This is a genomic window from Labilibaculum manganireducens (assembly GCF_002843385.1).
Classification (GTDB): Bacteria; Bacteroidota; Bacteroidia; order Bacteroidales; family Marinifilaceae; genus Labilibaculum; species Labilibaculum manganireducens.
On the sequence record NZ_MVDE01000004.1, the window covers coordinates 188,939 to 212,827 of the forward strand.

The following is a 23,889-nucleotide window of genomic DNA, read 5'->3' on the forward strand; positions in this document are numbered from 1 at the left end:
AAAGAAAAACAAACCGAAATCTTGACGGTTTTAAAATGCTCAAGATACACACATTATTAAAATTTCAATATTATGAAAGATTTACAAAAATTAAACGGTGCTAAAATTCTAAGTAAAAAAGAACAACAAACTGTTAAAGGCGGAATACATACAATTTGCACCTTTGATGATGACTGCGCAAGTGATGAATATTGTGCCACAAGTGGTGGTTTTGAAGAAGGTGTTTGCATCCGTATTCACTGAAAGCCATAAATTTAAATTAAAATATATAGTCCCATTTCAGCCTTCTCTCTTGAGATTGTAATTGGCAATCTCAAGAGAGAATTATCCTTATTAAATAAGACAATTACCGAAACTCATTTTTTTTCAAGGCAACTGGAAAAAGGTAAAACAATGGTTTACCACCAAGCCCAAGACATGGAGCTTATCGAATCACCACAAAAACTAATCACTTCTCCTAATTTATATTATCAACACATCTCTTATTGGTTCAATTCAAAAATTAGTAACGCTTTGGCTTAAATAATCAGAGCTAAAAACCAAACCATAGAGAACATGGAATAACACAGAGAAAAAAAATATTTGTGTTTCTATGTAAAATACATTTGTGTTCTTATTGCTTAATTGTACTGTTGCTTTCTCCATTTATAGCTAGTTGAGCTTTATTTCCCTTATCTTTACCGACGGAAATAAATCCGCACCAATAATCAGAACAAAAATATATGTCGTTTGCATCTTTAGGACTATCTTCATCTTTGCTAAAAGCTCTGGCCGATCAAAATTACAACGAAGCCTACCCTATTCAAAAAGAAGCGATTCCAGCCATTCTTCAAAAAAAAGATGTGTTGGGTATTGCCAAAACAGGATCGGGAAAAACAGCCAGCTACGTTTTGCCCATATTAACCAACCTTCAGGGAGGAAGTATTTCCAAGAACAGATACATCAAGACATTGGTATTGGTGCCTACCCGCGAATTGGCTATGCAGGTTTTGGAAGTCTTTCAACAGTTTTCATCTGCCCTCGCCGATCCAATTAAATGCCTGGCCGTACACGGTGGTGTTTCTATCAATCCGCAGATGAAGGCGATGAATAATGTGGATATTTTGGTTGCCACTCCAGGTCGTTTATTGGAATTGGTAGATTCGAATGCAGTACACTTATCGGAAATTGAAGCCTTGGTACTTGACGAAGCAGATAAAATGCTGAATCTGGGTTTTAAAGACGAAATGAACCGCATATTTTCTTTATTGCCTAAAAAACGTCAAAATCTTTTGTTCTCGGCCACTTTAAGCGATGATGTAAACAACGTAAATCAGGTTCTTTTGAATGAACCAGTGATTATAAAAATAGAGGCTGAAGAAAATACGCTTGATTTAATCGATCAGATAGCCTACTCGGTTCGCGAAGAAAAAAAAGGGCCGTTGCTTCGGTATATCATTAAGAAAAACAATTTGGAGCAGGTTCTTGTATTTGTATCATCGGCACACCGGGCTGATGCCGTTGCCTATAAACTAAGCAAAAATGGCATTCAGGCCACCAGTACTCACAGCAAGAAAAGTCAGGGAGCACGAACCGAAAATTTACGCAAGTTTAAAACCGGCAAGCTTCGTGTTTTGGTTGCCACCGATTTATTAACCCGAGGTATCGATATCGAATTTTTACCTTACGTGGTAAATTACGATTTGCCTCGCTCTCCTAAAGATTACATTCACCGAATTGGTAGAACAGGTCGTGCAGAATCGCCGGGAGAAGCCATTTCTTTTGTTTCTGAAGAAGATGAACATCACTTTAACGTGATTCAGAAAAAAATGAAAATAAGACTGAACCTTATCAAAAGTGAAGACATCAATTTAAATGATTGCAAATAAAGTATTATTCCAAACCAACACAATATCGTCCATTTTAAAAAAGCCAATCACGTGAAAGACCTTTTTCTGGTAACTCCACCTTTTACTCAATTAAACACCCCTTATCCGGCAACAGCCTATTTAAAGGGATTTTTAAATGAGAAAAACAGATCTTCCTTTCAAATGGATTTGGGTATTGAAGTAATTCTGGAACTTTTTTCCAAAGAAGGTTTATCAAAGGTATTTGAAGTCGCTTTTCAGCAAGAGCAGATTATTTCAGAAAATGCGTCAAGAATATACGCCCTGCGGGAACATTATTTATTGACAATAAACGATGTGGTTTCTTTTCTGCAAGGAAAAAATCAGACTTTGGCACGACAGATATGCACTGATAATTTTCTACCGCAAGCCTCGCGCTTCAATCAGGTGGAAGATCTGGAATGGGCTTTTGGTTTGATGGGAATGCAGGACAAAGCCAAGCATTTAGCAACCCTTTTTCTGGAAGATCTGTCAGATTTTATTACCGAATGCATCGATGAGAATTTTGGATTTAGCCGATATGCCGAACGATTGGGCCGAAGTGCATCTACCTTCGACCAATTGCAGGAACATTTGCAGGAAGAGTTAAGCTATATCGATAAACTAAGCATTAAGATACTTGCCAGGCAAATAAACATTCAAAATCCTAAACTGGTTTGCTTTTCGGTTCCTTTCCCCGGAAATTTATACAGTGCCTTTCGTTGTGCTCAGTTCATTAAAAAAGAATATCCTGCCATTAAAATTGTAATGGGCGGCGGATTTCCAAATACCGAATTAAGAAGTGTGAACGACCCCAGAGTCTTCAATTTCGTTGACTATATTACATTGGATGACGGTGAATTGCCCTTGGAACTTTTGGCAAATCATGTACTAAATCCGCTTAGCGAAACACCTGCATTAAAACGAACTTTTGAGCGGATAAGCGGCGAAGTAAAATACAACAATTCTTCTCCCATTCAGGATTACAAACAACATGAATTGGGTACACCCGACGACTCCGATCTTTTGCTCGGCAAATACATTTCGGTAATTGAGATTGCCAACCCCATGCACAGTTTGTGGAGCGATGGACGATGGAATAAATTAACCATGGCACACGGTTGCTACTGGGGCAAATGTACCTTTTGCGATGGCTCACTGAATTACATCAAATATTTTGAACCTATTGCAGCCAAAGTGCTGGCAGACAGAATTGAAAAAATTGCGGCACAAACCGGAGAAAAAGGCTTTCATTTTGTAGATGAAGCTGCACCTCCGGCATTAATGAAAGCTCTCGCCATCGAGATCATTAAGCGCAATTTAAACATTACCTGGTGGACAAATGTCCGTTTCGAAAAGAGCTTCACCAAAGATCTTTGTTTGTTGCTGAAAGCTTCGGGTTGCATTGCCGTTTCGGGCGGACTGGAAGTTGCCTCCGATCGATTGTTAAAATTGATCAATAAAGGAGTCACTCTGAAACAGGTCGCTCGGGTTACCAACAATTTCACCGAAACGGGAATCATGGTTCATGCCTATTTGATGTATGGATTTCCGTCGCAAACTGTGCAGGAAACCATCGACAGTCTGGAAGTGGTCCGGCAAATATTCGAATTGGGGATTGTGCAATCGGCCTTTTGGCATCAGTTTGCATTAACGGCTCACAGTCCTGTCGGCTTAAATCCATCAGCTTACGGCATTACACCCAAGTACAATAAAATTTCATTCGCCAATAACGATATTCAATTTACCGACAAAACGGGAATCGATCACGATCTGTTTAGCTACGGATTAAAGAAATCGCTCTACAACTACATGCACGGACTGGGCTTTGAAATTCCTTTGCAGAATTGGTTCGACGATGTACCATCCGGTTTTAGAATTCCGAAAACCAGTATCAGACAGGATTTTATTCAAACCTGTCTGGAAACTGTCGAATACAGCACTCCAAAAGATTCAGCAAAACCATTATGGCTGGGAGGCGAACCGGAAATAGTGACCATCACAAAATCGAAAAAAGGCAGAAGCTGGGAGCTTTACAAAATGTGTTTTCATGAAAAGACAGATAGCTTCGAAATATCGCTCGAAAAAGAAAAAGGAGATTGGTTGCTTGATGTACTGAAAAAAATATCCGTAAAGGAAGAAAACACACTTACTTTAGCGGCTTTAAAAGTAGATTTTGAGAATCATTTTCAAGATTTTGAATTATTTTGGTATTCGAAACCAATGAATCAATTACGGGAATATTCTTTGCTGATTTTGTAATTAGTATAGAGTAAAGAGTACAGAGTAATTAGTACAGGATAATTAGTACAGGGTAAATAGTTAATATGGAATCAAACGAAAATAATACAACCAACAGAGAGCAGGTAAATAATCCCTTGCACGGCGTTAAACTGTCTGATATATTGGAATTTTTGGTGGCTTATTATGGCTGGGAAGAATTGGGAAGCATGATTAAAATAAACTGCTTTACCAGCGATCCTTCCATTAAATCGAGCCTGAAGTTTCTGAGAAAAACACCATGGGCACGCGAAAAGGTGGAAGGTCTTTACCTGAAGTGTGTGCGAAAACACTAAACACAGCACTAATCCTGTAAAGTTGATTAACATGCAGCATCAATGTCCTCTTTGTAACAACAATGCGAAGCTTTTTTATAAAACAGAAAATCGCATTCATTATCAATGCAATACTTGCTTTGGTATATTTGCCAATGCAAACTCAAGACCCAGCCAAAATGTTGAAAAAAAGCACTATCAGCAGCACAATAATGATATTGATGACAAGGGATATCAAAAGTTCGTCTCTCCCATTACCAATTCCGTTCGCCGGGATTTTACTGCAAATCATAAAGGCCTCGATTTTGGTGCAGGCACAGGTCCTGTAATTTCCAAAGTGCTGACAGATCATGGTTTTTCCATTGCACCCTACGATCCTTACTTTCACAACTACCCCGAATTACTGGAAGAACAATACGATTACATCGCCTCCTGCGAGGTGATAGAGCATTTCTTTGATCCCCGAAAGGAATTTACTTTGCTTCGAAAACTATTGACACCCCGGGGAAAGTTGTACTGCATGACTCACCTTTACGATGAAAACATCGATTTTGAAAATTGGTATTACAAAAACGATCCCACTCACGTATTCATCTATCAGAAACAAACATTTGAATGGATTCGAAAAGAATTTGGATTTTCTGATCTGCAAATTGATGATCGATTAATCGTGTTTTCGATTTAAAAAGCACAAATACTAGTTATCCCCTGAAAAGTTCATCTTACGTATAGTCAGGATATAACATGGTAGAATTTTTAAATATTATCACCACAAAGGAACTCTAAGTGCATCACAAAGATCTCAAAGAAAATTAAACGCTAAAGAATTCTTATACCTCTGTGATTCTCCGTGTTCTCCGTGGTGAAAAAATCTGCAATTTGATAATTTATTACTCGAAATCAATCTAGTCATAACCTCACAAGTCCGGCTTGCCTATAGTCAGGATATAACATGGTAGAATTTTTAAATATTATCACCACAAAGGAACTCCAAGTACCTCACAAAGATCTCAAAGAAAATTAAACGCTAAAGAATTCTTATTCCTCTGTGATTCTCCGTGTTCCCTGTGGTGAAAATTCCATCACGAAATGCCGCAAAGAAAAAAAGCTCACTATGTAATTCTATCCATAGCCAAACAAGCCTGAATACAAAACATCAAACTCTGTTGCACATATTATGAATAGATTAACTACCTTTTCAGAACAATTAATCCTAAGGCCAAGGCCATGATCTTACAATACACAACAGGAAAACTGCCTCCCAATTTCTTTATGTTGGGTGTTATTTTATTACTGATAGGCATGCTGGCAATAATTATGTCTGAATTTGCAGGCCTTGCGGCTATTATTTTGTCTATCCCCTTACTATTTATCCGAACAGGCATTTTAATTGATAATAAAGAGAAACGGATCAAAAAATACATCGGTCTGTTTGCATACAAAACAGGGAAATGGGAAAGTATCGCCCAAATTCACCACCTCCAAATTATCCGGGTACGCCAAACTACAGGAATGGCTGTTCTCTCCATCACCCGAAACGATACCAATGTTGTTTACAAACTGTTGGCCGTTTTGCCCAACGAAAATATTGAACTGTTATCAGGAGAAGGACGCTTTATTGGTGAAGCGGCAAGCGATATTTCCAATCAATTGAATACAGAAGTTTTAGAACCTGCAAGCGGAATTAAATAAAAGCATTGCAGATAAATTCCTGATGATTACTTATGCCAATTTAATTTCAAAACAGACTTTACTTAAAATGAATTAATTTTTAGCTGTATCGAGGCAAAAAAGTAAAGCACAGCCATGTTACGATGCATCTCTGCTTTTGCCAGACAATATCCTGAACCTTTAAAAAAGCAATTCTATTTGATACCACCAAAACCGACCGCTCACAACAGCTGGCGCGCGGGCTTTTCGACCTGTTGAACAAGGTTGACGGCGTAAAAAACAGCAAAAACGGACCGGAAAAGCTGATGCGCGACAGAGCCTGCACCTACCTGAAACAATTGGTCGACGAAATTCGTGCCTATGGCAAGTACGCCTTCTGGAACGACAAAGAGAAACAAAAGAGGTATTCGAGTGAGTATCAAAAAAAGGTTTACAAGAAATACACTGAGGCAAAAGCAAGTGAAAAAATGCCAAAACCACTACAATAGTTGACTTGTTTACCAATAGGAGCACTTTTTTACCAATAGGAGTTAATTTTTGCCAATAGATTAGAATTGCCAAGCAATAGAATATAATTTATTCCAATAGGAATAGTAATTATCACAATAGACATATAAAGAATGCCGATAGCAATTCAAGCAACTGGAATCATTTTTTTTTAATTACTGCATACAACTGAAGAAAAGGAAATACCCCGAGCGAGAGCTTGGGGTGTTTTTTTTATTTTGCATGATAAGGCAAAAAGATCAGCTTATTTCCTGTTTATTTAATTTGATTCTGCTTTGCTAAACAATATTCATTTTATAATTTAGTAAACCTTTAACAAGAGCATGTAAATGAGCACAAAAATCCACCTATCGGCCAATACGCATCGCAGTAAAGAAATTGCAGCCATTCACTTTGACTACGAATTTGTGAGTTTATTGAAGAAGAACTTCCTCATTGTTTCGAGTCAAACAAAAAGTGCTGGTGGATAGTCCGGAAAGATTTTGATTACAAGAAATTTAAGGAGGTATTCTCAACTATTGAAATCGGTAAAGGAGAAGCATTTGTAAAGAGAATCAAATAAAAACGTTTGGTAACAACAAGGCAAAAGACTAATTGAACAACAAGATAATGTATTGTCTAATCAATTAACTTGAAAGAAATGAAAAAAATAAAAATAATAATTTTACTTGTATTAAGTTCAACAATTGGTTTTTGTCAAAGCTTTTCAAGAGCATGGGTAACGGATTCTCTATTTTGCAAACCAGAATCAGCACTTTATGACAATTCAAGACAAATCATTTATGTATCAAATATTAACGGTAAATATCTTGCAAAGGATGGAAATGGGTTTATTTCCAGAATCAAAACAAATGGTGAAATTGATTCTTTAAAATGGGTAGAAGGGTTAGATAATCCACAAGGCATGGGTTTATATAAGAACAAATTGTATGTGGCAGATATTAACCGAGTTGTTCAGATAAATACGGTTACTGCTAAAATTGAAAATGTATTTGTGGTTGATAGTGCGAAATTTTTTAATGATATCGCATCTGATTCAAATGGTGATATTTACATTTCTGATTGTTTTGGGAATAAGATTTATAAAATATCAGATGGAAAAATAAAAGTATGGCTTGATGATAATTTTCTTTCAGGTTCCAATGGATTATTATGTACGAACGATGATGTTTTATTGCTGAATATGAATGACAAAACCGCATATGCTATAAATAAATTAACTAAAAAATATAACAAAATCTTTAGTGGAATTGATAATTTAGATGGTATTGTTAGTGATAGCAGTAGTGGATTTTTTGTGTCTGGAGCCTGGCAAGGACAGATATTTCATATTGATTCGTATGGTGATAAAAAGTTAATTATTGATTTAGGAAAAGAAAAAATCATTACAGCAGACATTGAATATATTGCCAATGAAAAGCTATTAATAATACCAACCTTATATAAAACAGTGATTGGATATAAACTGACTAAATAGTGTACAATGCCCAGTTGCCAACATGCGTAGTAAAACATTAAAAAAATAGGAATGATAATTAAAAGTGACGAGAAAAAAGATTTTGACACCATCTATGAAATAATCAATGATGCCTCAATTGCCTACAAAGGAATTATTCCAACCGATAGATGGAAAGAACCTTATATGTCAAAAGAAGAATTAGAAACACAGATAAAAGAAGGTGTGGAATTTTGGAATTACAAAGAAAACAATAAAATTTTGGGTGTAATGGGAATACAGTTAAAAACAGATGTAACCCTAATTCGACACGCTTATGTTAGAACTTCTGCAAGACAGAAAGGAATTGGAGGAAAATTATTGAAGCATTTAATTGATAAAGCGGAAACACCTATTTTAATTGGAACTTGGGCAGATGCATCTTGGGCTATTAATTTCTATAAAAAGCATAATTTTAGAATTTTATCGATTGAAGAAAAAAATAGGTTGTTGAAAAGCTATTGGTCAATACCCAAAAGACAAGTTGAAACGTCTTTAGTTTTAGCAAGTAATGATTGGAAAAGTAATTGACATTAGTAGTATTCTTAAAAAAAACGTTTTACAGTCGAGTGGGCCATGGGAATTTGACTTCGTCGATTTTCAATTCACCCCTAACTTCTCACAGAACCGTATCCCGAAAAAAAATCGGGACAGGCAGTAAATCTCTCAATTCATACGGCTCTTATTATGCAGTCAATTCAATTTTAGGTTAACTGATAATTCAATGTCCAATGATAAAATAGATTGGGATAGCAATTTCTAAAGGTGTTCGTGGTCTCACTGTCGCTCGGCACCAATTCTTTTCAGATACCACCAATTGATAAAAATGACTCAAACAAGAACCTCAATTCTATTTCCAAATAAAAGGATTTTCAATTTTTATGTATCCTTAAAATCACTATATTTAAGATTTAGTTAAGCAGTTTGATGAGTTTTTAGACAAACTGATGTTCTGGGCAAGTCGAACAAGACAAAGGTTAAGAATGGGCTACCACGTGAATATAAAAAAAAGAAATAATTTCTGCAAAAGGTTTATGTTTTCTGCTTTTTGAAGAGATTGATTTAGAAGTTCAACTCAATTAAAATTAGGAGGAAAAATTATGACTAAAAAAACAAAAGAACAAGTTAAGGCAGATTTGACAAAGGCAAGAATTGAATTAGACAAGCTGGAAGCACAGATTGATGGAGTTAACGTTACCAGAAGTGCAGAACACTGCAGCTGTAATAATCCTGGTTGCAGTGGTGTTGAAGTTATTACCTATTCTGTTGCTGTTGGGGCATCGTTTGCTGGTGGAGTATCTGGCTAACATCACAAGCTCCCTGCCATTTTGGGTGACAGGGAGCTAACTTAAAGGCTCCTAAAACAATTCATAAAAAAGATTACATGGGAAAAGATTCATCATATTTTACGGGAAAGCTGTTTTATACTGCTGGACAATATTTTTTTTTCAATACCGTTCCTGGTATAATTAATTGGGTAGCTGACGATATGGTTCCCATATTTAATGAATATTGCAACCCACATGGAGGCTGTGACATTCCTAGATCCAGTTCAATCGCAGATGATTTACGCCCGGTTACTAGAAATCCATATACTAGCTCAGAAATTAAAGAAACTCTGAACCGTAAATTGCGCTTATTAGTCTTAGAGTTAACATCTTCTTGTAACATGAATTGTGAATATTGTATTAATGGTGCAGCATATGAGCAAAAAGACTGTTTTACATCAAAAAATATGAGTAAACAAGTTGCTTTTGATGGTGTAGACTATCTCTTAAATCATTCGCAGGATCAGGTTAAGCCTTTGGCCATTTCATTTTACGGTGGCGAGCCCCTTTTGCGTTATTCATTACTAAAAGAAATAATAATCTACGCAAAGAAACAAGCCAGTAACAAAGGCAAAGAAATGGTATTTTCGATTACCACCAATGGAACTCTTTTGACTCATGAAATAATAGAATTTTTCATAAAACACTCTGTTCAATTAGTTATAAGTCTTGATGGTCCTGAAGAAATAAATGATCGCTTTAGAAAACTTAAAAATGGAGAAGGGACATATGATTGTATAATAAAAGCCCTGCAAATGATTAAAGACACTGATGTTGCTTATTTTAATCTTTTGGTGCGCTGCTCTGTTGTCGTTATGCCAAGTGAAAATCTTAACAAATTAGAGATTTTTTTCAATGAATTACATGTAAACTTATTAGTAAATTATGTAGACACATATGGTCTTGACGATGCAAAATTTAGACAAACAACATCTAGTGATAGTGTCGAATCCTTAAAAAATAGTTTGATTGATCGTCTTTTAAAAGAAGGTGCTGGAATTTTATCCAAAACATCTTCAAATAAAGATTTTTCTATTGCGTTGTTATCTCCAATGCTTAAGCGATTCTTAGAATCAAAATCCTCATCACAATTTATGGGGTTAGGCCAGTGCATACCGGGTGCAAGCAGGCTCTATCTAGCGGCTGACAATTTTTTCTATCCTTGTGAAAAACTAGCAGGACACTCAATTGCCAGTATTGGAAATATTGAAAAGGGTATTGATGAAGAAAAATCAGAATATCTCTTGAAGCAATTTTACGAAATGGCAAACTCAAAATGTACAGGATGCTGGATGAGTTCACGATGCTCAGCTTGTTTAGCCTTAATATGTTCCGGAGATCATCTCGACAAAAAAAAGTTTAATCATTATTGCAATGGAACAAAGTCATGGGGCTTATCGGATTTAAAAATGATATCAAAAGCCAAACTACATTTGAGTAATAAACCAGGAATACTCAATACGTAATAAAGCTTAGAATAAAGTATTGAAAATAATAACCAGCCCTTAATATTTTGCATATTCATAGGGGTTTCAGAGGTTTTCGAATATTTTCATCCGCATCAATTTTCAGCGGTAGCCTGATACCTTACAAAATCATACACTCAACGTCTCCCTTGTAGATCATGAATCGAAGCCTTTACAAACTATTTTAAATCAACAAACTATTTAAAATGAAGAAATTACTGATCCTGTTTTCTTTCTCAAGCCTACTGTTGTTTGCCTGCAGTACCAGTGAAACAAGCAAAACCGAAGTTATTACTTTAAGCAAAACATCTGAGAGCTGGAATGGCACTCCCCTTCCAAAATATCCCGATGGCACTGCAGAAGTAACTATTTTAAAAATAACCATCCCACCCAAAACAAAGCTGGAGCTGCATAAACATCCTGAAATTAACGCAGGTGTTCTATTAAAAGGGGAATTAACTGTAATTAGTGAAACCAACGACACGCTTCACCTTAAGGCTGGTGAATCTATTGTTGAATTAGTAAACCAATGGCATTACGGGAAAAACGAGGGCACTGTACCAGCCGAGATCATTGTTTTTTATGCAGGAATTAAAGGCACATCAATCACTATTGGCAAGCACGTAGAGGAATAAAATTATGGCTGAAGAAAAATCGTGTGCATAGTAAAAAATTAAACTGAACCATCAAATTTCACATGAAAACACCAACAAGCAAATTAAAACAGTACTCCTTCCCTATTTAAATTCTTTATTTATTTGCTATCACAAGCTTACTGCAATAAAATAACATTTATTTTTGCTTGCTTTGTTTCTGTGCACATGATTAAGGCAACACAATTGGGACGCCTAACAAAGCGACGTAACACACCAACAAATCAACTGCACTGTTTTATTTAACATACCTTAATCAATAAAATATTTATGAAGATAAAAATTGATAAATTTGTTCTGTCTATTATAGCAGTAATCAGCATAGCTTATATTTTTCCAGATTGGGGAACACGTGAAAGTAAGATTCCTATCGACACAATTAGTGCAATCGGAATTTCACTTATCTTCTTTTTTTACGGACTTAAATTGAGTCCCACAAAACTAAAAGAAGGAATCAAAAACTGGAAACTGCATCTTCTGATACAATCATCCACTTTTTTGATATTTCCCTTACTGATTTTAGTATTTCGGCCATTCATTCAAAATGAAGAACAAAAAATCATCTGGTTGGCGTTTTTTTTCCTGGCAGCACTTCCATCAACCGTATCATCATCTGTAGTAATGGTTTCTATCGCAAAGGGTAATATTCCTGCCGCTATTTTTAATGCCAGTATATCCGGAATTATTGGTGTTGTTATTACCCCCTTGTGGATGGGGTTATTTGTTCAGAGTGCCCAAACAGATTTTAATTTTACCGATATCTATCTAAAACTCATTGTTCAAATAATTTTACCGGTAATAATGGGAGTTCTTTTACAACGCTTTTTTGGAGAATTTGCGCAAAAACACAATAAGCATTTAACATTATTCGATAAATCTATTATTCTACTGATCATCTACAAAAGTTTTGCTGCATCGTTTGAGGAGAATATATTTAGTTCGGTGTCTATTTGGGATTTACTTCTGCTCATTATTGCCGTTTTGCTATTGTTTTGTTTGATGTTCTTTTTTACAGGATTCTTATCTAAAGAAATGGAATTCAATACCGAAGATCAAATTACAGCCCAGTTTTGTGGAACAAAAAAATCATTGGTACACGGAACGGTATTTTCTAAAATAATATTTGGAAACATAGCTTCCATCGGCATTATCCTTTTGCCTCTTATGTTGTTTCATGCTTTACAATTATTAATAATTAGTATCGTGGCATCAAAAATGAGCGTTAATTACAAATCAGTCTCCATCACTGCATAGCTTTTTACTTTGCTGACAACATCAGCAAGGCTTAATTCGACGGACTGGCTTCTAAATAATTCTCATTTAAGTAGAAGCAATACCAACAGACTCTATTCAACGAATCACTTTCATGTTTTGTAAAAGCATACAAACGAAATAAGAAAAATGGAAAATATTATCACACTTAATCAAGCAAATATTGACAAGGAACATATTTGTTGTGCAATCTCAGACAAGAAATGCAAGGACAGTTACGAATTAAAAAAAAACTGGCTGAAAAAGGAATTCGACAACGAATATGTATTCCGAAGAATTGATGCAAGAGCGAAAGTCTTTATTGAGTATGGCCCCGCCGAAAAAGGATGGGTTCCCATTGAAGCTGCAAATTATTTGTTGGTAAACTGTTTTTGGGTTTCGGGTCAATACAAAGGTAAGGGTTACGGAAAAGAATTAGTAAGACTCGCCCTTAAAGATGCTGAATCACAAGGTAAAAACGGTCTGGTTACAGTTGTTGGAACGAAAAAATTTCATTTTATGAGCGATACAAAATGGCTCTTAAAACAAGGATTTGAAACTATTGAGGAGCTGCCTTCCGGATTTAGTTTATTGGTGAAAAAGATAAACTCCAGGGCTGACAATCCAAAATTTAAAGATTCTGTAAAAAGCAACAACATAATTGATAAAAATGGATTAGTAGTTTACTATTCAAATCGTTGTCCGTTCTCAGAGTATCACGTAAGAAATTCGATGGTTGAAACAGCAAATAAAAGAAACTTGCCGTTACAAATTATTAAACTGGACAGCATGGAACTGGCGCAAACTGCACCAACGCCCGCAACAATTTTCAGTCTGTTTTACAATGGGAAATTTATAACCACCGATATCAGTGTTTGTATGGACAGCCGATTTGACAAAGTGATGGAAAAGAATAATACCAAATTAACATCTAAATATGTCTTATAAAATGCTTCTTTTCAGCTATATCTTCGTTAAAAAAGATGCATCGTAACATGGCTGTGCTTTACTTTTTTGCCTCGATACAGCTAAAAATTAATTCATTTTAATAAAGTTTATTTTGAAATTAAATTGGTATAAATAAGACACAAGGAGGAAATGAGCAATATCAAAGCATCAGCTGTTCGCAACTAAAGATTTTTCGACAAGCTCAAAATGAAAACGACAGTAAACTATTCAAACAGTTTTATGAAATAATCTCATTGACACACTTCTGGATTGTGTTTGCATTCTCAGAATTCGTAAGTCCTAATCAGCACCTCATCAAGGCTCTCTCCTCTCATTTCATCCAAAAGTGCCGTTTCCTTCTCAAAATTTTTCCATTGTTTTGAGAGATTATCGCTTAGCATATAGGCTTCGCATTCTTTAAATTGGCGAATCACCGCTTGGGGAATCTGCTTTTTGGCTGCCCACTGGTAAAATTGATGAAAGGTTGCAACAACCATTTGTTTGCTGCTTTCGGGCAGTGCTTTTGTATTGTAATGCAAGGGGCGGTCGAGCATGTTAATGTAAAGACCATCGGGTTCTATAATCTGCTCCAGCAGGCAAATTTGGTACAAATCAGGCAAATTCAAAATGGAAAAGACAGAAATGGTTGGGGCAATTAAGAAGCGAATGTTTTTGTAAGTACGAATTTGATCTCTGTTCGCCAAAAACCGCTCCCAATTGAGTCCTTTTCGGATGTATTCCCCCAATTTGCCATTCGCATCAATGCTGGCCAATATTTCTACTTTCGTAAAATGTTTCCAGTAATCCAATACATTGTACTTTCCCATTTGTAAAACGGAAAAGTTGGTGTTGTACCGCAAATAGATTTGTGTGGCTTTGTTTTTCACCAACCAATCGAGCAAAAGGTAATGTTCTTTGGTAACCAAAGGCTCGCCACCTGCAAAGTAAATTTCTTTGGCCTGCAGCAAAGCTTCACCTGTTTCTGCAATAAACGCATCAAAGTCCTGAATGTTCTGTAATACAGCCTTCTCTCCTAAATTACGTTTCAACTGTTTCGCTTCGGGAAACCATCCTGAACTGGCTCCATGCCAACAGGTGCGACAAGCAAAGTTACAGGCATTCGAAAATCGGATATCGAAAGTAAAAGGCAAATTCATTTTCTGTTCCTGATAGTCGGCACCAAATTTTTCGTGTGTTTCCTGACGGATGCTCTTCCCTCCAGCTTCCTCTAAGCGGTAACAAACTGCACAGCGGGAATCTTTCTCTCCTTTCGCAAATCTGGCTCTTAATTCGTTTATGGCATCACCATTCCATATTTCGGTAAAAGACTGGGTATTGCAATCTCCGTAAGGAATATTGGCAACACAACAGGCTTTTACACGCCCGGCATTTCCTACATGATAATGTATCCAGGGCATCAGACAGTATGGTTTTTTGTTTGTCATTTAACAAAGATAGGAATTGAATTATGAGTTAGGAGTTAGGAATTAATAATTATGAATTAATACAAACGTACGAGACACGGAGTCCAACACAGTCTTAGGATAGGATATTTTTTTTGTGAATTTGATGTTGTAAATTAATAATTATCAAATAACACAAGCAATACAACCCTTTTTCTCTGTGCCTCTGCGGTATAATTATTTTTCCCGTTGTGCCACTTTGTGAATGCCTTCGATTTTCTTTGTGGTTAAACTTCTTACGCTTCACCGATTATTTTACACCACAGAGACACGGAGTCCGACACAGTCTTAGGATAGGATCTTTTTTGTGAATTTGATGTTGTAAATTAATAATTATCAAATAACACAAGCAATACAACCCTTTTTCTCTGTGCCTCTGCGGTATAATTATTTTTCCCGTTGTGCCACTTTGTGAATGCCTACGATTTTCTTTGTGGTTAAACTTCTTACGCTTCACCGATTATTTTACACCACAGAGACACGGAGTCCAACACAGTCTTAGGATAGGATCTTTTTTGTGAATTTGATGTTGTAAATTAATAATTATCAAATAAAACAAGCAATACAACCCTTCTTCTCTGCGCTTCTGTGGTATAATTATTTTTTCCTTTGTGCCACTTTGTGAATGCCCTCGGTTTTCTTTGTGGTTAAAATTCTTTACGCTTCACCGATTATTTTACACCACAGAGACACGGAGTCCAACACAGTCTTAGGATAGGATCTTTTTTGTGAATTTGATGTTGTAAATTAATAATTATCAAATAACACAAGCAATACAACCCTTTTTCTCTGTGCCTCTGTGGTATAATTATTTTTTCCTTTGTGTCACTTTGAGAATGCCTTCGGTTTTCTTTGTGGTTAAACTTCTTTACGCAAAAAAAAGAGACACGATACATCGCGCCTCTTCAATTATTTATTGATCATTACCTATTGTATTAATCCGCCATTAAAACAGACAGAGCAATGCAATAGTATTTTGATTTTTCACTTTCGCTTCGCGACATCACCACAACCGGTTTTGTTGTTCCCTGAATTAAACCAGCCAACTCACCACCAGCAAACAGCATTAGTCCTTTATAGAACGAGTTACAAGCTTCCAATGATGGAAATACCAGACAATCAGCCTCACCCTTAATTGGTGTTGCAATTCCTTTGATCTCTACAGAAGCAGGATCGCAAGCCAAAAACACATCCAATGGTCCATCAACTATGCAATCTTTTATCTGACCCCGATCGGCCATTTTGCAAATAATGGTATCATCAATACTTGACGGAAATGCTGTATTTGGTTTCTCTGTTGCCGATATCAAGGCCACTTTTGGTTTTTCAATCCCAAACTTTCGAGCCATTTTCACCGAATAGTTCACCATAGCAATTTTCTGATTTAAATCAGGAAACGGCAAAACGGCTGTATCCGAAACAAACAGAAGCTTGTTGTATTTTGGCAAATCCAATGCACAAACGTAGCTCATTACTGCTTTGAGCGGTAACAAACCTTGCTCTTTATTCAAAACTGCTTTCAGAAATTTATCAGTCCCCACCAAACCTTTCATCACCACGTCTACCTCATCGAAACGCGCCATACGAACGGCTTCTGTAGTAGCTGCCACATCGTTTGGAATATGAACGATGGTGAAAATATCAGGATTAATTCCTTCTTCCTTAGCCTTATTTCTGATCTCAGCCTCATCGCCAATCATCACAGCCTCTACAAAACCTTCGGCTATAGCCTTAGCAATTGCGCCAATGGTATTGGGATCCTGTGCATAAGCAACAGCAATTTTCTTCTTCTTTCCGCTTTCGCGAAGATGCTCAACCATTTGATCGAGTGAACGTATTGGGGACATGAATTTTTAGTTGTTAGTAGTTAGTAAACAGTTACGGGTACAAAGCATGTAAGTAAGACAAAATGCTGTACTTAAGACTTTATTTTGAAGCTACCAAGGCTGCCAAAGCGATTGAATACAATTTGGTTTTTACGCTATCGCCGCGGGATGAAAGAATTGCCGGACATTTAGCACCAACAACCATAGCTCCCAGCTCAGCATTTGCCAACTTGGTGTTCACCTTGTAGAATACATTCCCCGATTCAATATTTGGAAATACCATACAATCTGCATCACCGGCAACCATTGAATCTAATTTCTTAATCTCTGCTGATTCTTTATCGATAGCAACATCAATTGCCAAAGGACCATCAACGTAAGCATTCTTAATTTGTCCGCGGTCTGCCATTTTCGAAATAATAGCAGCATCAACACACGCCTGCATTTTTGGTAAAACCTGTTCCGAAGCAGCAATTAAAGCAACCTTTGGCTTTTCGATACCCAAAGCACGTGCGACATTTATCACATAGTTTGTTAAGGCAATTTTCTGATCCAAATCGGGCTGAGGAATAACGGCAACATCACTCACCACCAGTAATTTATGGTAATTTGGATTCTCCATAACAGTAACATGACTTAAAACTGCTTTCGGAGGCATTAGTCCGGTTTCTTTATTTAAAATTGCCTTCATGTACTTATCTGTACTAACAAGGCCTTTCATAATCATATCACCTTCTCCGTTATTGATCAACTCCACTGCTTTTTGGGCTGCTTTCAATTCATCCGGTTCGTGAATAACAGTAAACCTAGCGATGTCAAAATTGTGTTCCGCACAAGTTTTCTCAATAGTTTCCCTGTCGCCAACCAATGTTGCATCAATAATACCATGCTGCACTGCATCATTTACAGCTCCAATAGTATGAGAATCGTTTGCATAAGCCGCTACCAAACGCTTCTTTTCGCGGTTTTTAAGAACATCAATGATTTGATCTAAACGTGTAATCATTTTCAATATTTTTTTTAGTGAATGTGTTTCAGGAAATTAAATCCTTATTGTTTAAGTTGTAAGGCAAAAATAGAAAATAATTACGAATTGCATTGAAAACAGACGCCAAAACCTACAAATATTATCTTTTACAGTGATTATTATTGCAGATTGAAATTTTATCGGAACACATGAAAGAATTTCTTGGATTTCAGTTATTTTATTTTGGGAATTGAGAAAAAGAAACTTGTCCCTTTATCTTTTACGCTTTCCGCCCAAATTTCACCTCCATTCAATTCTACAAATTCTTTACAGAGCATTAGTCCAAATCCTGTACCCGATTCATTTGCAGTACCTTCGCTGGTAAATACTGTATCAATTTTAAAGAGTTGTTCCAATTGCTTTTCCGTCATTCCAATTCCCTGATCAGAAACCTTAATCACAACAAAACCATTTGTCCGATTCAAACTTAATGCAATTGTTTGACCAGAAAATGAAAATTTAATTGCATTTGACATTAGATTCCGAATCACAGTATCTATCATCGCTTTGTCTGCTTTCACATTTACATGATCAAATTCACCTTTTACCTCAAGCCCTTTTAACAATCCCAAACTCTTATGAATACTCAGGTTCTTTTCCAAAAGAGATTTCAAATCAAACTCTTCCACATTTAATTTAAAATTTCCCTTCTGAACATTGGCCCATTCCAATAAACTTTCCAAAAGCTTAAATGTATCATCAGAACTTCTGTATATGGTCTCGATCAGCTCATTTTTTTCTTCTGCCGTCAAAATATCAGAATCCTTAATCAGAATTCTTGAAAACCCGCGAATGGCATTAAACGGATTCCTTAGATCGTGAGCAATTATCGATAAAAATTTATCTTTTGCAATATTTGCTGTCGATAAATTCTCATTTGCATTTTGCAACTGACTTGTTCTGTCAGAGACAATCTTCTCGAGTGCTAACAAATTCTTTTTTGTTCTTCTTTTACTGTATTCATTCGTTAAATATATCAGAAATGATACGATTAAAATTTCCGTGAGAATAGTATACCAACTTAAATACCATACCTGTTTAACTACAAGTGTAATTATACGATGTTCGCTCCAGGTATAATTTCCTTCATGTTTTCCACGAACACAAATTTTATACCTCCCAGCTTCTAAATCGGATAGTAAAATCTGATTTTTTGCAGACAGCTCTTTCCATTCAAGTTTTTTTTGAGAGGCATTAATTGTACAATATTGAAATTTATTTTGTTTCTGCGGATAAATGCTGGCTGCAACATCCAATAATAACATGGAGTTTGCCCTCATCGAAACAGAATTATTTTGAAGAATAAGCTCCCCTTCGTTATCTGCTGCATATACTAATGGCATTGGAGTTGGCAGAATAGAATCTGATACCGATGCAAAAGCAATACCATTAGAAGTTCCTACCCATAAATAATTCTTCGAATCAACCAGTAAGCTTCGGTTTATAAATGTTTTTGAAGGCAAGCCCTGCTCCTGTGTAAACAGGGAAATATCTGCTTTTTGCTTACGAACTACTCCTTTACTTGTTGTCAGCCATATTGAATTTTGTTTGTCAATTGCAACAGAATTAACTTCACTATTTGACATTTCTCCTAAGTCAACTCTCTCAACAAGATTTTCGGTGTATTTTAACAACCCCTCCGAAGTGCCCATATACATCACATCCTTATCCATCTCAAGATCAATCACCCAAAAATCTTCTCCTATTGCAAATGAAACTGGTTTGCTGATATTAATAATCTCATCTTTGGCAAGATCATATTTAAACAAATAGGAGTGCTTAAACTCCCCGCCTATATAAAGATTCTTTTTTGAATCTAAACAGATATCCTGTACTATGCGCTTCCCCTGAAATGAATCAAGATAACTCTTCACCTTACCTGTCGTTAAATCAACCTCAAATAATTCTTTGTTGGCAACTACCCAGGCAATTTGTTCCGAAGGAATCTGAATACTGGTAACTGCCTGATTTGAAACGGCTATATCCAAAAGTAAATCTTCGCCTTTAAAAACATATAAGCGACCTTGCTCAGTGCCTATTAGTTTTAAATCTCCCGAACACTTAAAAACATGAAGCGATCCCTCAAAATTAACCGGCAGCCTTTCAATGCCTTTTTTATCATCCACCTTGAAAAGGCTCATTGTACCGGCAAAATTTACATTCCCATCATCAGAAAGATCAATAGATGCAATATATTCCGAATTCGAAGATTGAAATTGATATGAAAAGAACTTCTTTTCCATAAGTACTGCTCCGGAATTTGTGGATGCCCAATACTTTCCAAAATCATCCAAAAAGATATCATTAACCGTAAAATAAGGGAAGCCACCAACATTGGATACAGAATACTTATCTGCGATATCAAGCTCTGCCAGTCCTTGAAACCATGTTCCAATTAATATTTTATTATCCGAAATCCTTTCGAAACAAGATGCCATTATATTCTCTGTAATTACATCTTCCCTAATTACTTTGGCCTGTGAATCAAATACTATCTTAATAATACCTTCAGAGGTGCCCAGTAAAAATTCATTGGCTCCAATTTTAAAAGAAGAATGAATGATTAGATTCAGATTAAAATCTGAATCGGTAAATGTATTGTTTTGAGAATCAAAATTATAAAACCATCCCTTTTGAGACACTACAATCAAATTTCCATTGTCGCACTCCAGAAACTGAAAAGATCTGATATAAGATGAGGTCAGGTTTTTTCCATCCATCCTGAATTTTTCAACAGTATCTCCCTTATATCTGTAAATATGATTATAATCTGTAATCCATAAATCATTTTTCTGATCCTCAAACAAATGCTTTGGGTATTTGGGTTTAGATGGATCGGTATTGCACTCAATAAACAATTTCAGCTCTGCTTTTTCCAATGATCCTTTAATTTTATAAACAGCATCATCGGAAACAGCCAAAAGTTCTCCACTCTTCCTTTTGAACAATTCTTTAAAATAGTTCGATTTCCCTTCTGGTAAAATGAGTGGTACAAAATGATCATTATGCAGGAATAATACTCCATCATCGGTGGCAAAATAGTATACACCCAAAGAATCCTGCTGGGAGGATTTTACCAATTCTTCATTGAGTTTATTCTCCTTGTTGTATTGATAAAATCTAAAATTCGTTCTCTGCCCTTCTGAAGAAAATGAATTTGAGATCAACAATAAAATAAGAAAAAATTGAACTGATAAAGTAGATGTTCTAATCATAGAATTCAGTTTGAGCTGCACAAATCATATTTAGCAAATGAATACTAGTGTCTTAACGATAATTCTGATCTTTTGTTTCAAAAAAAATATAACCTATTTATTTTTTTGTCTGATATATGGATGAGAATTTTAGACCTGCCCGTTTTGCAAATAAAAAAAAGCCCTGTCTTTCGACAGAGCTTTACTATATTATTATTCACCGAATTAATTCAATGCACTTACAATACGCTGAGTATCTGAAGCAATAACCAATTCTTCGTTTGTTGTAATAACCATGGCTTTCACCTTAGATCCTTCTTTAGAGATGATTGCATCTTTACCACGCAAACCATCATTCTTTTCTAAATCAAAATCAAGACCCAGGTAAGCAAAATCTCCGGCAATTTTTGCACGGGAAATTGAATCATTCTCTCCAATTCCACCAGTAAAGATTACCAAATCAACACCTCCCATTGATGCAGTATATGAACCTACAAAACGCTTCACGCGATAAGCAAACATATCCAAAGCCAATTGAGCTCTTTTATTTCCTCCTTCGGCAGCAACTTCCAAATCTCTCATATCCGAAGAAATACCTGAAATTCCAGCCAATCCACTTTGCTTATTTATCAATTTGTTTGTTTCATCAATCGACAAATTTTTCTTTTCTGCAATATAAAGAAGTGCACCCAAATCAAGATTACCTGTACGGGTACCCATTAACAAACCTTCATTTGGAGTAAATCCCATCGAAGTTTCAACAGATTTTCCACCATCAATTGCACAAACAGATGCTCCGTTACCCAAATGACAGCTAACAATTTTCTTATCCTCAATGTTCCATCCCAAAATTTGACATGCTTTGTTAGCTACAAATTTATGACTGGTTCCGTGAAAACCATATTTACGTACACGAAGAGTTTCGTAACAATCATATGGCAATCCATACATAAATGCCTCTGGTGGAAGCGTTTGGTGAAAAGATGTATCAAAAACAGCAACCTGAGGAATACCGGGAAGTAATTTTTCCATAGAAAGAATTCCTTCTAAATTAGCTGGATTATGAAGTGGTGCCAATTCACAACACGACGCTATTAATTCTTTTGCCTTCGCATCAATAAGCGCACTATCTTTAAAATACTCACCACCATGAGCTACACGATGACCAGCAGCATCTATTTCTTTAATACTTGAGATAACACCATGTTCAGGGTGAACCAATGCTTTTAGTACAAGGTCGATTGCTACTCCATGATTTGGAATATCCTGAACCGACTCGAACTTCTTCTTCCCCTCTGGTTTGTGAGAAATAACGCCTTCTTTAAGACCAATTCTCTCTACAAGACCTTTTGCCAACAAAGTGGCTTCTTCACCCATACTCAATAACTGATATTTTAAGGAAGAACTACCACAATTAAAAACTAGAACGTTCATCAGAATTTTGTTTTATATTTTGTTTGATATTTGATTTATTATAATCCTGCAGCCTGATTCGCGGTTATAGCAACCAAGTTTACTATATCGCTGACAGAACAACCTCTTGACAAGTCGTTAATTGGAGCGGCCATTCCTTGTAAAATAGGACCTACAGCCTCTGCTCCTGCCAAACGCTGAACCAATTTATAAGCAATATTTCCAACTTCCAGAGTAGGGAAAACCAAAACATTAGCTCTTCCGGCAACTGCGCTGTTTGGAGCTTTCTGAGCACCGATTGCTTCTACAATAGCTGCATCAGCCTGCAATTCTCCATCAATTTGAAATTCCGGTGCCATTTCTTTTGCCAAACGAGTTGCTTCAACTACTTTATCAACCATTTCGTGTTTACCAGATCCCATAGTAGAGAAACTTAACATGGCTACACGAGGTTCCATTTTAGCAATTGCTTTTGTGGTTTTTGCAGTTGCTACAGCAATTTCAGCCAATTCACTTGCTGTAGGATTAGGATGAACTGCACAATCTGCAAATACCATCATTCCATTATCACCAAATGTTTTATCTTTTAAAATCATTATAAAAGCACCTGATACCACAGAAATACCCGGCATTGTTTTTATAATCTGAAATGCAGGACGTAATACATCACCGGTAGCATTTAAAGCACCTGCAACTTCGCCGTCTGCATCACCGGCTTTAATCATTAAGGTTGCCAAATACAATGGATCCTGAACCAAAACCATGGCTTTTTCCATTGTCATTCCTTTACTCTTTCTCAATTCAACTAAAATTTCAGCATAAGCCTCCATTTTGTCATGTTTTTTTGGATCAACAATTATCGCTTCACCGATATTTTTCAAATTTAAGCGAGTCGCCTCAGAAGCAATTTCGTCAGGGTTTCCAATTAGAATGATCTTAGCGATTTTTTCACTTAATAGGATGTCAGTAGCTTGTAAAGTTCTCTCCTCTGTTCCTTCAGGTAATACAATTGTTTTACCACTTAAACGCGCATTTTCCTTAATTCTCTGCAATAAGTCCATTGATGTTCAGTATTTTAATCAGTTTTGTAATCTCGACTTTACAAAAGTATGAATAAAATGCAAACTTTAGATTCCTAAATCAAAAATATTTTAAAGTTTTTAATTAATTTTTTTAATAAATATTCATTCTCAATAAGCCGGCATTTTAAAATAAAAATGTAATTTC

The 23,889-nt window shown here is 36.1% G+C and carries 21 protein-coding genes; 15 read left to right on the plus strand and 6 right to left on the minus strand.

Annotated elements, in window-relative coordinates; translation table 11 throughout:
• The first annotated feature begins 72 nt into the window (after window positions 1-72).
• The 15 genes from BZG01_RS21520 to BZG01_RS04665 all read left to right on the plus strand — a co-directional run bounded on the left by BZG01_RS21520 (window position 73) and on the right by BZG01_RS04665 (window position 13,739).
• Complete coding sequence (locus BZG01_RS21520) at window positions 73-243, plus strand: hypothetical protein (protein ID WP_180327215.1); 171 nt, start codon at window positions 73-75, stop codon at window positions 241-243.
• Between the two features lie 479 nt (window positions 244-722).
• Window positions 723-1,868 carry a DEAD/DEAH box helicase gene (locus BZG01_RS04605; protein WP_101308656.1) on the plus strand — a complete coding sequence of 382 codons (1,146 nt, stop codon included), beginning with the start codon at window positions 723-725 and terminating at the stop codon, window positions 1,866-1,868.
• A 51-nt stretch (window positions 1,869-1,919) separates the two neighbouring features.
• Window positions 1,920-4,127 (plus strand): B12-binding domain-containing radical SAM protein, encoded by a 2,208-nt coding sequence (locus BZG01_RS04610; protein WP_101308657.1) that lies wholly within the window; start codon window positions 1,920-1,922, stop codon window positions 4,125-4,127.
• A 65-nt stretch (window positions 4,128-4,192) separates the two neighbouring features.
• Complete coding sequence (locus tag BZG01_RS04615; RefSeq protein WP_101308658.1) at window positions 4,193-4,441, plus strand: VF530 family protein; 249 nt, start codon at window positions 4,193-4,195, stop codon at window positions 4,439-4,441.
• Between the two features lie 31 nt (window positions 4,442-4,472).
• Window positions 4,473-5,105, plus strand: a complete 633-nt coding sequence (locus tag BZG01_RS04620) for a class I SAM-dependent methyltransferase (protein ID WP_101308659.1) — start codon at window positions 4,473-4,475, stop codon at window positions 5,103-5,105.
• Between the two features lie 542 nt (window positions 5,106-5,647).
• Complete coding sequence (locus BZG01_RS04625; protein WP_101308660.1) at window positions 5,648-6,112, plus strand: hypothetical protein; 465 nt, start codon at window positions 5,648-5,650, stop codon at window positions 6,110-6,112.
• A 233-nt stretch (window positions 6,113-6,345) separates the two neighbouring features.
• Entirely contained in the window at window positions 6,346-6,579 is a 234-nt protein-coding gene (locus tag BZG01_RS04630) for a hypothetical protein (protein WP_101308661.1), read from the plus strand.
• Window positions 6,580-6,927: 348 nt separating this feature from the next.
• Window positions 6,928-7,068 carry a hypothetical protein gene (locus BZG01_RS21525; RefSeq protein WP_180327217.1) on the plus strand — a complete coding sequence of 47 codons (141 nt, stop codon included), beginning with the start codon at window positions 6,928-6,930 and terminating at the stop codon, window positions 7,066-7,068.
• A 170-nt stretch (window positions 7,069-7,238) separates the two neighbouring features.
• Window positions 7,239-8,075 (plus strand): SMP-30/gluconolactonase/LRE family protein, encoded by an 837-nt coding sequence (locus BZG01_RS04635; RefSeq protein ID WP_101308662.1) that lies wholly within the window; start codon window positions 7,239-7,241, stop codon window positions 8,073-8,075.
• 51 nt (window positions 8,076-8,126) lie between these two features.
• Complete coding sequence (locus BZG01_RS04640) at window positions 8,127-8,624, plus strand: GNAT family N-acetyltransferase (RefSeq protein WP_180327219.1); 498 nt, start codon at window positions 8,127-8,129, stop codon at window positions 8,622-8,624.
• 569 nt (window positions 8,625-9,193) lie between these two features.
• A complete protein-coding gene (locus BZG01_RS04645; RefSeq protein ID WP_101308663.1) occupies window positions 9,194-9,400 on the plus strand; it encodes a hypothetical protein in 207 nt (68 codons plus the stop codon).
• Between the two features lie 77 nt (window positions 9,401-9,477).
• Window positions 9,478-10,887, plus strand: coding sequence for a radical SAM protein (locus BZG01_RS04650; protein WP_101308664.1), 1,410 nt, complete (start codon window positions 9,478-9,480; stop codon window positions 10,885-10,887).
• Between the two features lie 206 nt (window positions 10,888-11,093).
• Window positions 11,094-11,522: a cupin domain-containing protein gene (locus BZG01_RS04655; protein WP_101308665.1), complete on the plus strand. Its 429-nt coding sequence runs from the start codon at window positions 11,094-11,096 to the stop codon at window positions 11,520-11,522.
• A gap of 288 nt (window positions 11,523-11,810) precedes the next feature.
• The gene (locus BZG01_RS04660; RefSeq protein ID WP_101308666.1) at window positions 11,811-12,794 is read left to right on the plus strand and encodes a bile acid:sodium symporter family protein; all 984 of its coding nucleotides are present in this window, start codon (window positions 11,811-11,813) and stop codon (window positions 12,792-12,794) included.
• A gap of 147 nt (window positions 12,795-12,941) precedes the next feature.
• Complete coding sequence (locus BZG01_RS04665; RefSeq protein ID WP_101308667.1) at window positions 12,942-13,739, plus strand: N-acetyltransferase; 798 nt, start codon at window positions 12,942-12,944, stop codon at window positions 13,737-13,739.
• A 284-nt stretch (window positions 13,740-14,023) separates the two neighbouring features.
• Here BZG01_RS04665 and BZG01_RS04670 read toward each other — a convergent pair whose 3' ends face one another.
• The 6 genes from BZG01_RS04670 to pta all read right to left on the minus strand — a co-directional run bounded on the left by BZG01_RS04670 (window position 14,024) and on the right by pta (window position 23,723).
• Window positions 14,024-15,184: a twitch domain-containing radical SAM protein gene (locus BZG01_RS04670; RefSeq protein ID WP_101308668.1), complete on the minus strand. Its 1,161-nt coding sequence runs from the start codon at window positions 15,182-15,184 to the stop codon at window positions 14,024-14,026.
• A 953-nt stretch (window positions 15,185-16,137) separates the two neighbouring features.
• Window positions 16,138-17,049 carry a phosphate acyltransferase gene (locus tag BZG01_RS04675; protein WP_101308669.1) on the minus strand — a complete coding sequence of 304 codons (912 nt, stop codon included), beginning with the start codon at window positions 17,047-17,049 and terminating at the stop codon, window positions 16,138-16,140.
• Window positions 17,050-17,128: 79 nt separating this feature from the next.
• The gene (locus BZG01_RS04680) at window positions 17,129-18,034 is read right to left on the minus strand and encodes a bifunctional enoyl-CoA hydratase/phosphate acetyltransferase (RefSeq protein WP_101308670.1); all 906 of its coding nucleotides are present in this window, start codon (window positions 18,032-18,034) and stop codon (window positions 17,129-17,131) included.
• Window positions 18,035-18,228: 194 nt separating this feature from the next.
• Window positions 18,229-21,270, minus strand: a complete 3,042-nt coding sequence (locus tag BZG01_RS04685; protein ID WP_101308671.1) for a sensor histidine kinase — start codon at window positions 21,268-21,270, stop codon at window positions 18,229-18,231.
• 204 nt (window positions 21,271-21,474) lie between these two features.
• The gene (locus BZG01_RS04690; RefSeq protein WP_101308672.1) at window positions 21,475-22,683 is read right to left on the minus strand and encodes an acetate/propionate family kinase; all 1,209 of its coding nucleotides are present in this window, start codon (window positions 22,681-22,683) and stop codon (window positions 21,475-21,477) included.
• 38 nt (window positions 22,684-22,721) lie between these two features.
• Window positions 22,722-23,723, minus strand: a complete 1,002-nt coding sequence (gene pta / locus BZG01_RS04695) for a phosphate acetyltransferase (RefSeq protein ID WP_101308673.1) — start codon at window positions 23,721-23,723, stop codon at window positions 22,722-22,724.
• Window positions 23,724-23,889 lie beyond the last annotated feature (166 nt).

Bases quoted from the DNA above. Each gene is read 5' to 3' on its own strand.
- BZG01_RS21520 (WP_180327215.1), top strand. From the start codon at position 73: ATGAAAGATTTACAAAAATTAAACGGTGCTAAAATTCTAAGTAAAAAA.
- BZG01_RS04605 (WP_101308656.1), top strand. From the start codon at position 723: ATGTCGTTTGCATCTTTAGGACTATCTTCATCTTTGCTAAAAGCTCTG.
- BZG01_RS04615 (WP_101308658.1), top strand. From the start codon at position 4,193: ATGGAATCAAACGAAAATAATACAACCAACAGAGAGCAGGTAAATAAT.
- BZG01_RS04620 (WP_101308659.1), top strand. From the start codon at position 4,473: ATGCAGCATCAATGTCCTCTTTGTAACAACAATGCGAAGCTTTTTTAT.
- BZG01_RS04625 (WP_101308660.1), top strand. From the start codon at position 5,648: ATGATCTTACAATACACAACAGGAAAACTGCCTCCCAATTTCTTTATG.
- BZG01_RS21525 (WP_180327217.1), top strand. From the start codon at position 6,928: ATGAGCACAAAAATCCACCTATCGGCCAATACGCATCGCAGTAAAGAA.
- BZG01_RS04635 (WP_101308662.1), top strand. From the start codon at position 7,239: ATGAAAAAAATAAAAATAATAATTTTACTTGTATTAAGTTCAACAATT.
- BZG01_RS04640 (WP_180327219.1), top strand. From the start codon at position 8,127: ATGATAATTAAAAGTGACGAGAAAAAAGATTTTGACACCATCTATGAA.
- BZG01_RS04645 (WP_101308663.1), top strand. From the start codon at position 9,194: ATGACTAAAAAAACAAAAGAACAAGTTAAGGCAGATTTGACAAAGGCA.
- BZG01_RS04650 (WP_101308664.1), top strand. From the start codon at position 9,478: ATGGGAAAAGATTCATCATATTTTACGGGAAAGCTGTTTTATACTGCT.
- BZG01_RS04655 (WP_101308665.1), top strand. From the start codon at position 11,094: ATGAAGAAATTACTGATCCTGTTTTCTTTCTCAAGCCTACTGTTGTTT.
- BZG01_RS04660 (WP_101308666.1), top strand. From the start codon at position 11,811: ATGAAGATAAAAATTGATAAATTTGTTCTGTCTATTATAGCAGTAATC.
- BZG01_RS04665 (WP_101308667.1), top strand. From the start codon at position 12,942: ATGGAAAATATTATCACACTTAATCAAGCAAATATTGACAAGGAACAT.
- BZG01_RS04670 (WP_101308668.1), bottom strand. From the start codon at position 15,184: ATGACAAACAAAAAACCATACTGTCTGATGCCCTGGATACATTATCAT.
- BZG01_RS04675 (WP_101308669.1), bottom strand. From the start codon at position 17,049: ATGTCCCCAATACGTTCACTCGATCAAATGGTTGAGCATCTTCGCGAA.
- BZG01_RS04680 (WP_101308670.1), bottom strand. From the start codon at position 18,034: ATGATTACACGTTTAGATCAAATCATTGATGTTCTTAAAAACCGCGAA.
- BZG01_RS04685 (WP_101308671.1), bottom strand. From the start codon at position 21,270: ATGATTAGAACATCTACTTTATCAGTTCAATTTTTTCTTATTTTATTG.
- BZG01_RS04690 (WP_101308672.1), bottom strand. From the start codon at position 22,683: ATGAACGTTCTAGTTTTTAATTGTGGTAGTTCTTCCTTAAAATATCAG.
- pta (WP_101308673.1), bottom strand. From the start codon at position 23,723: ATGGACTTATTGCAGAGAATTAAGGAAAATGCGCGTTTAAGTGGTAAA.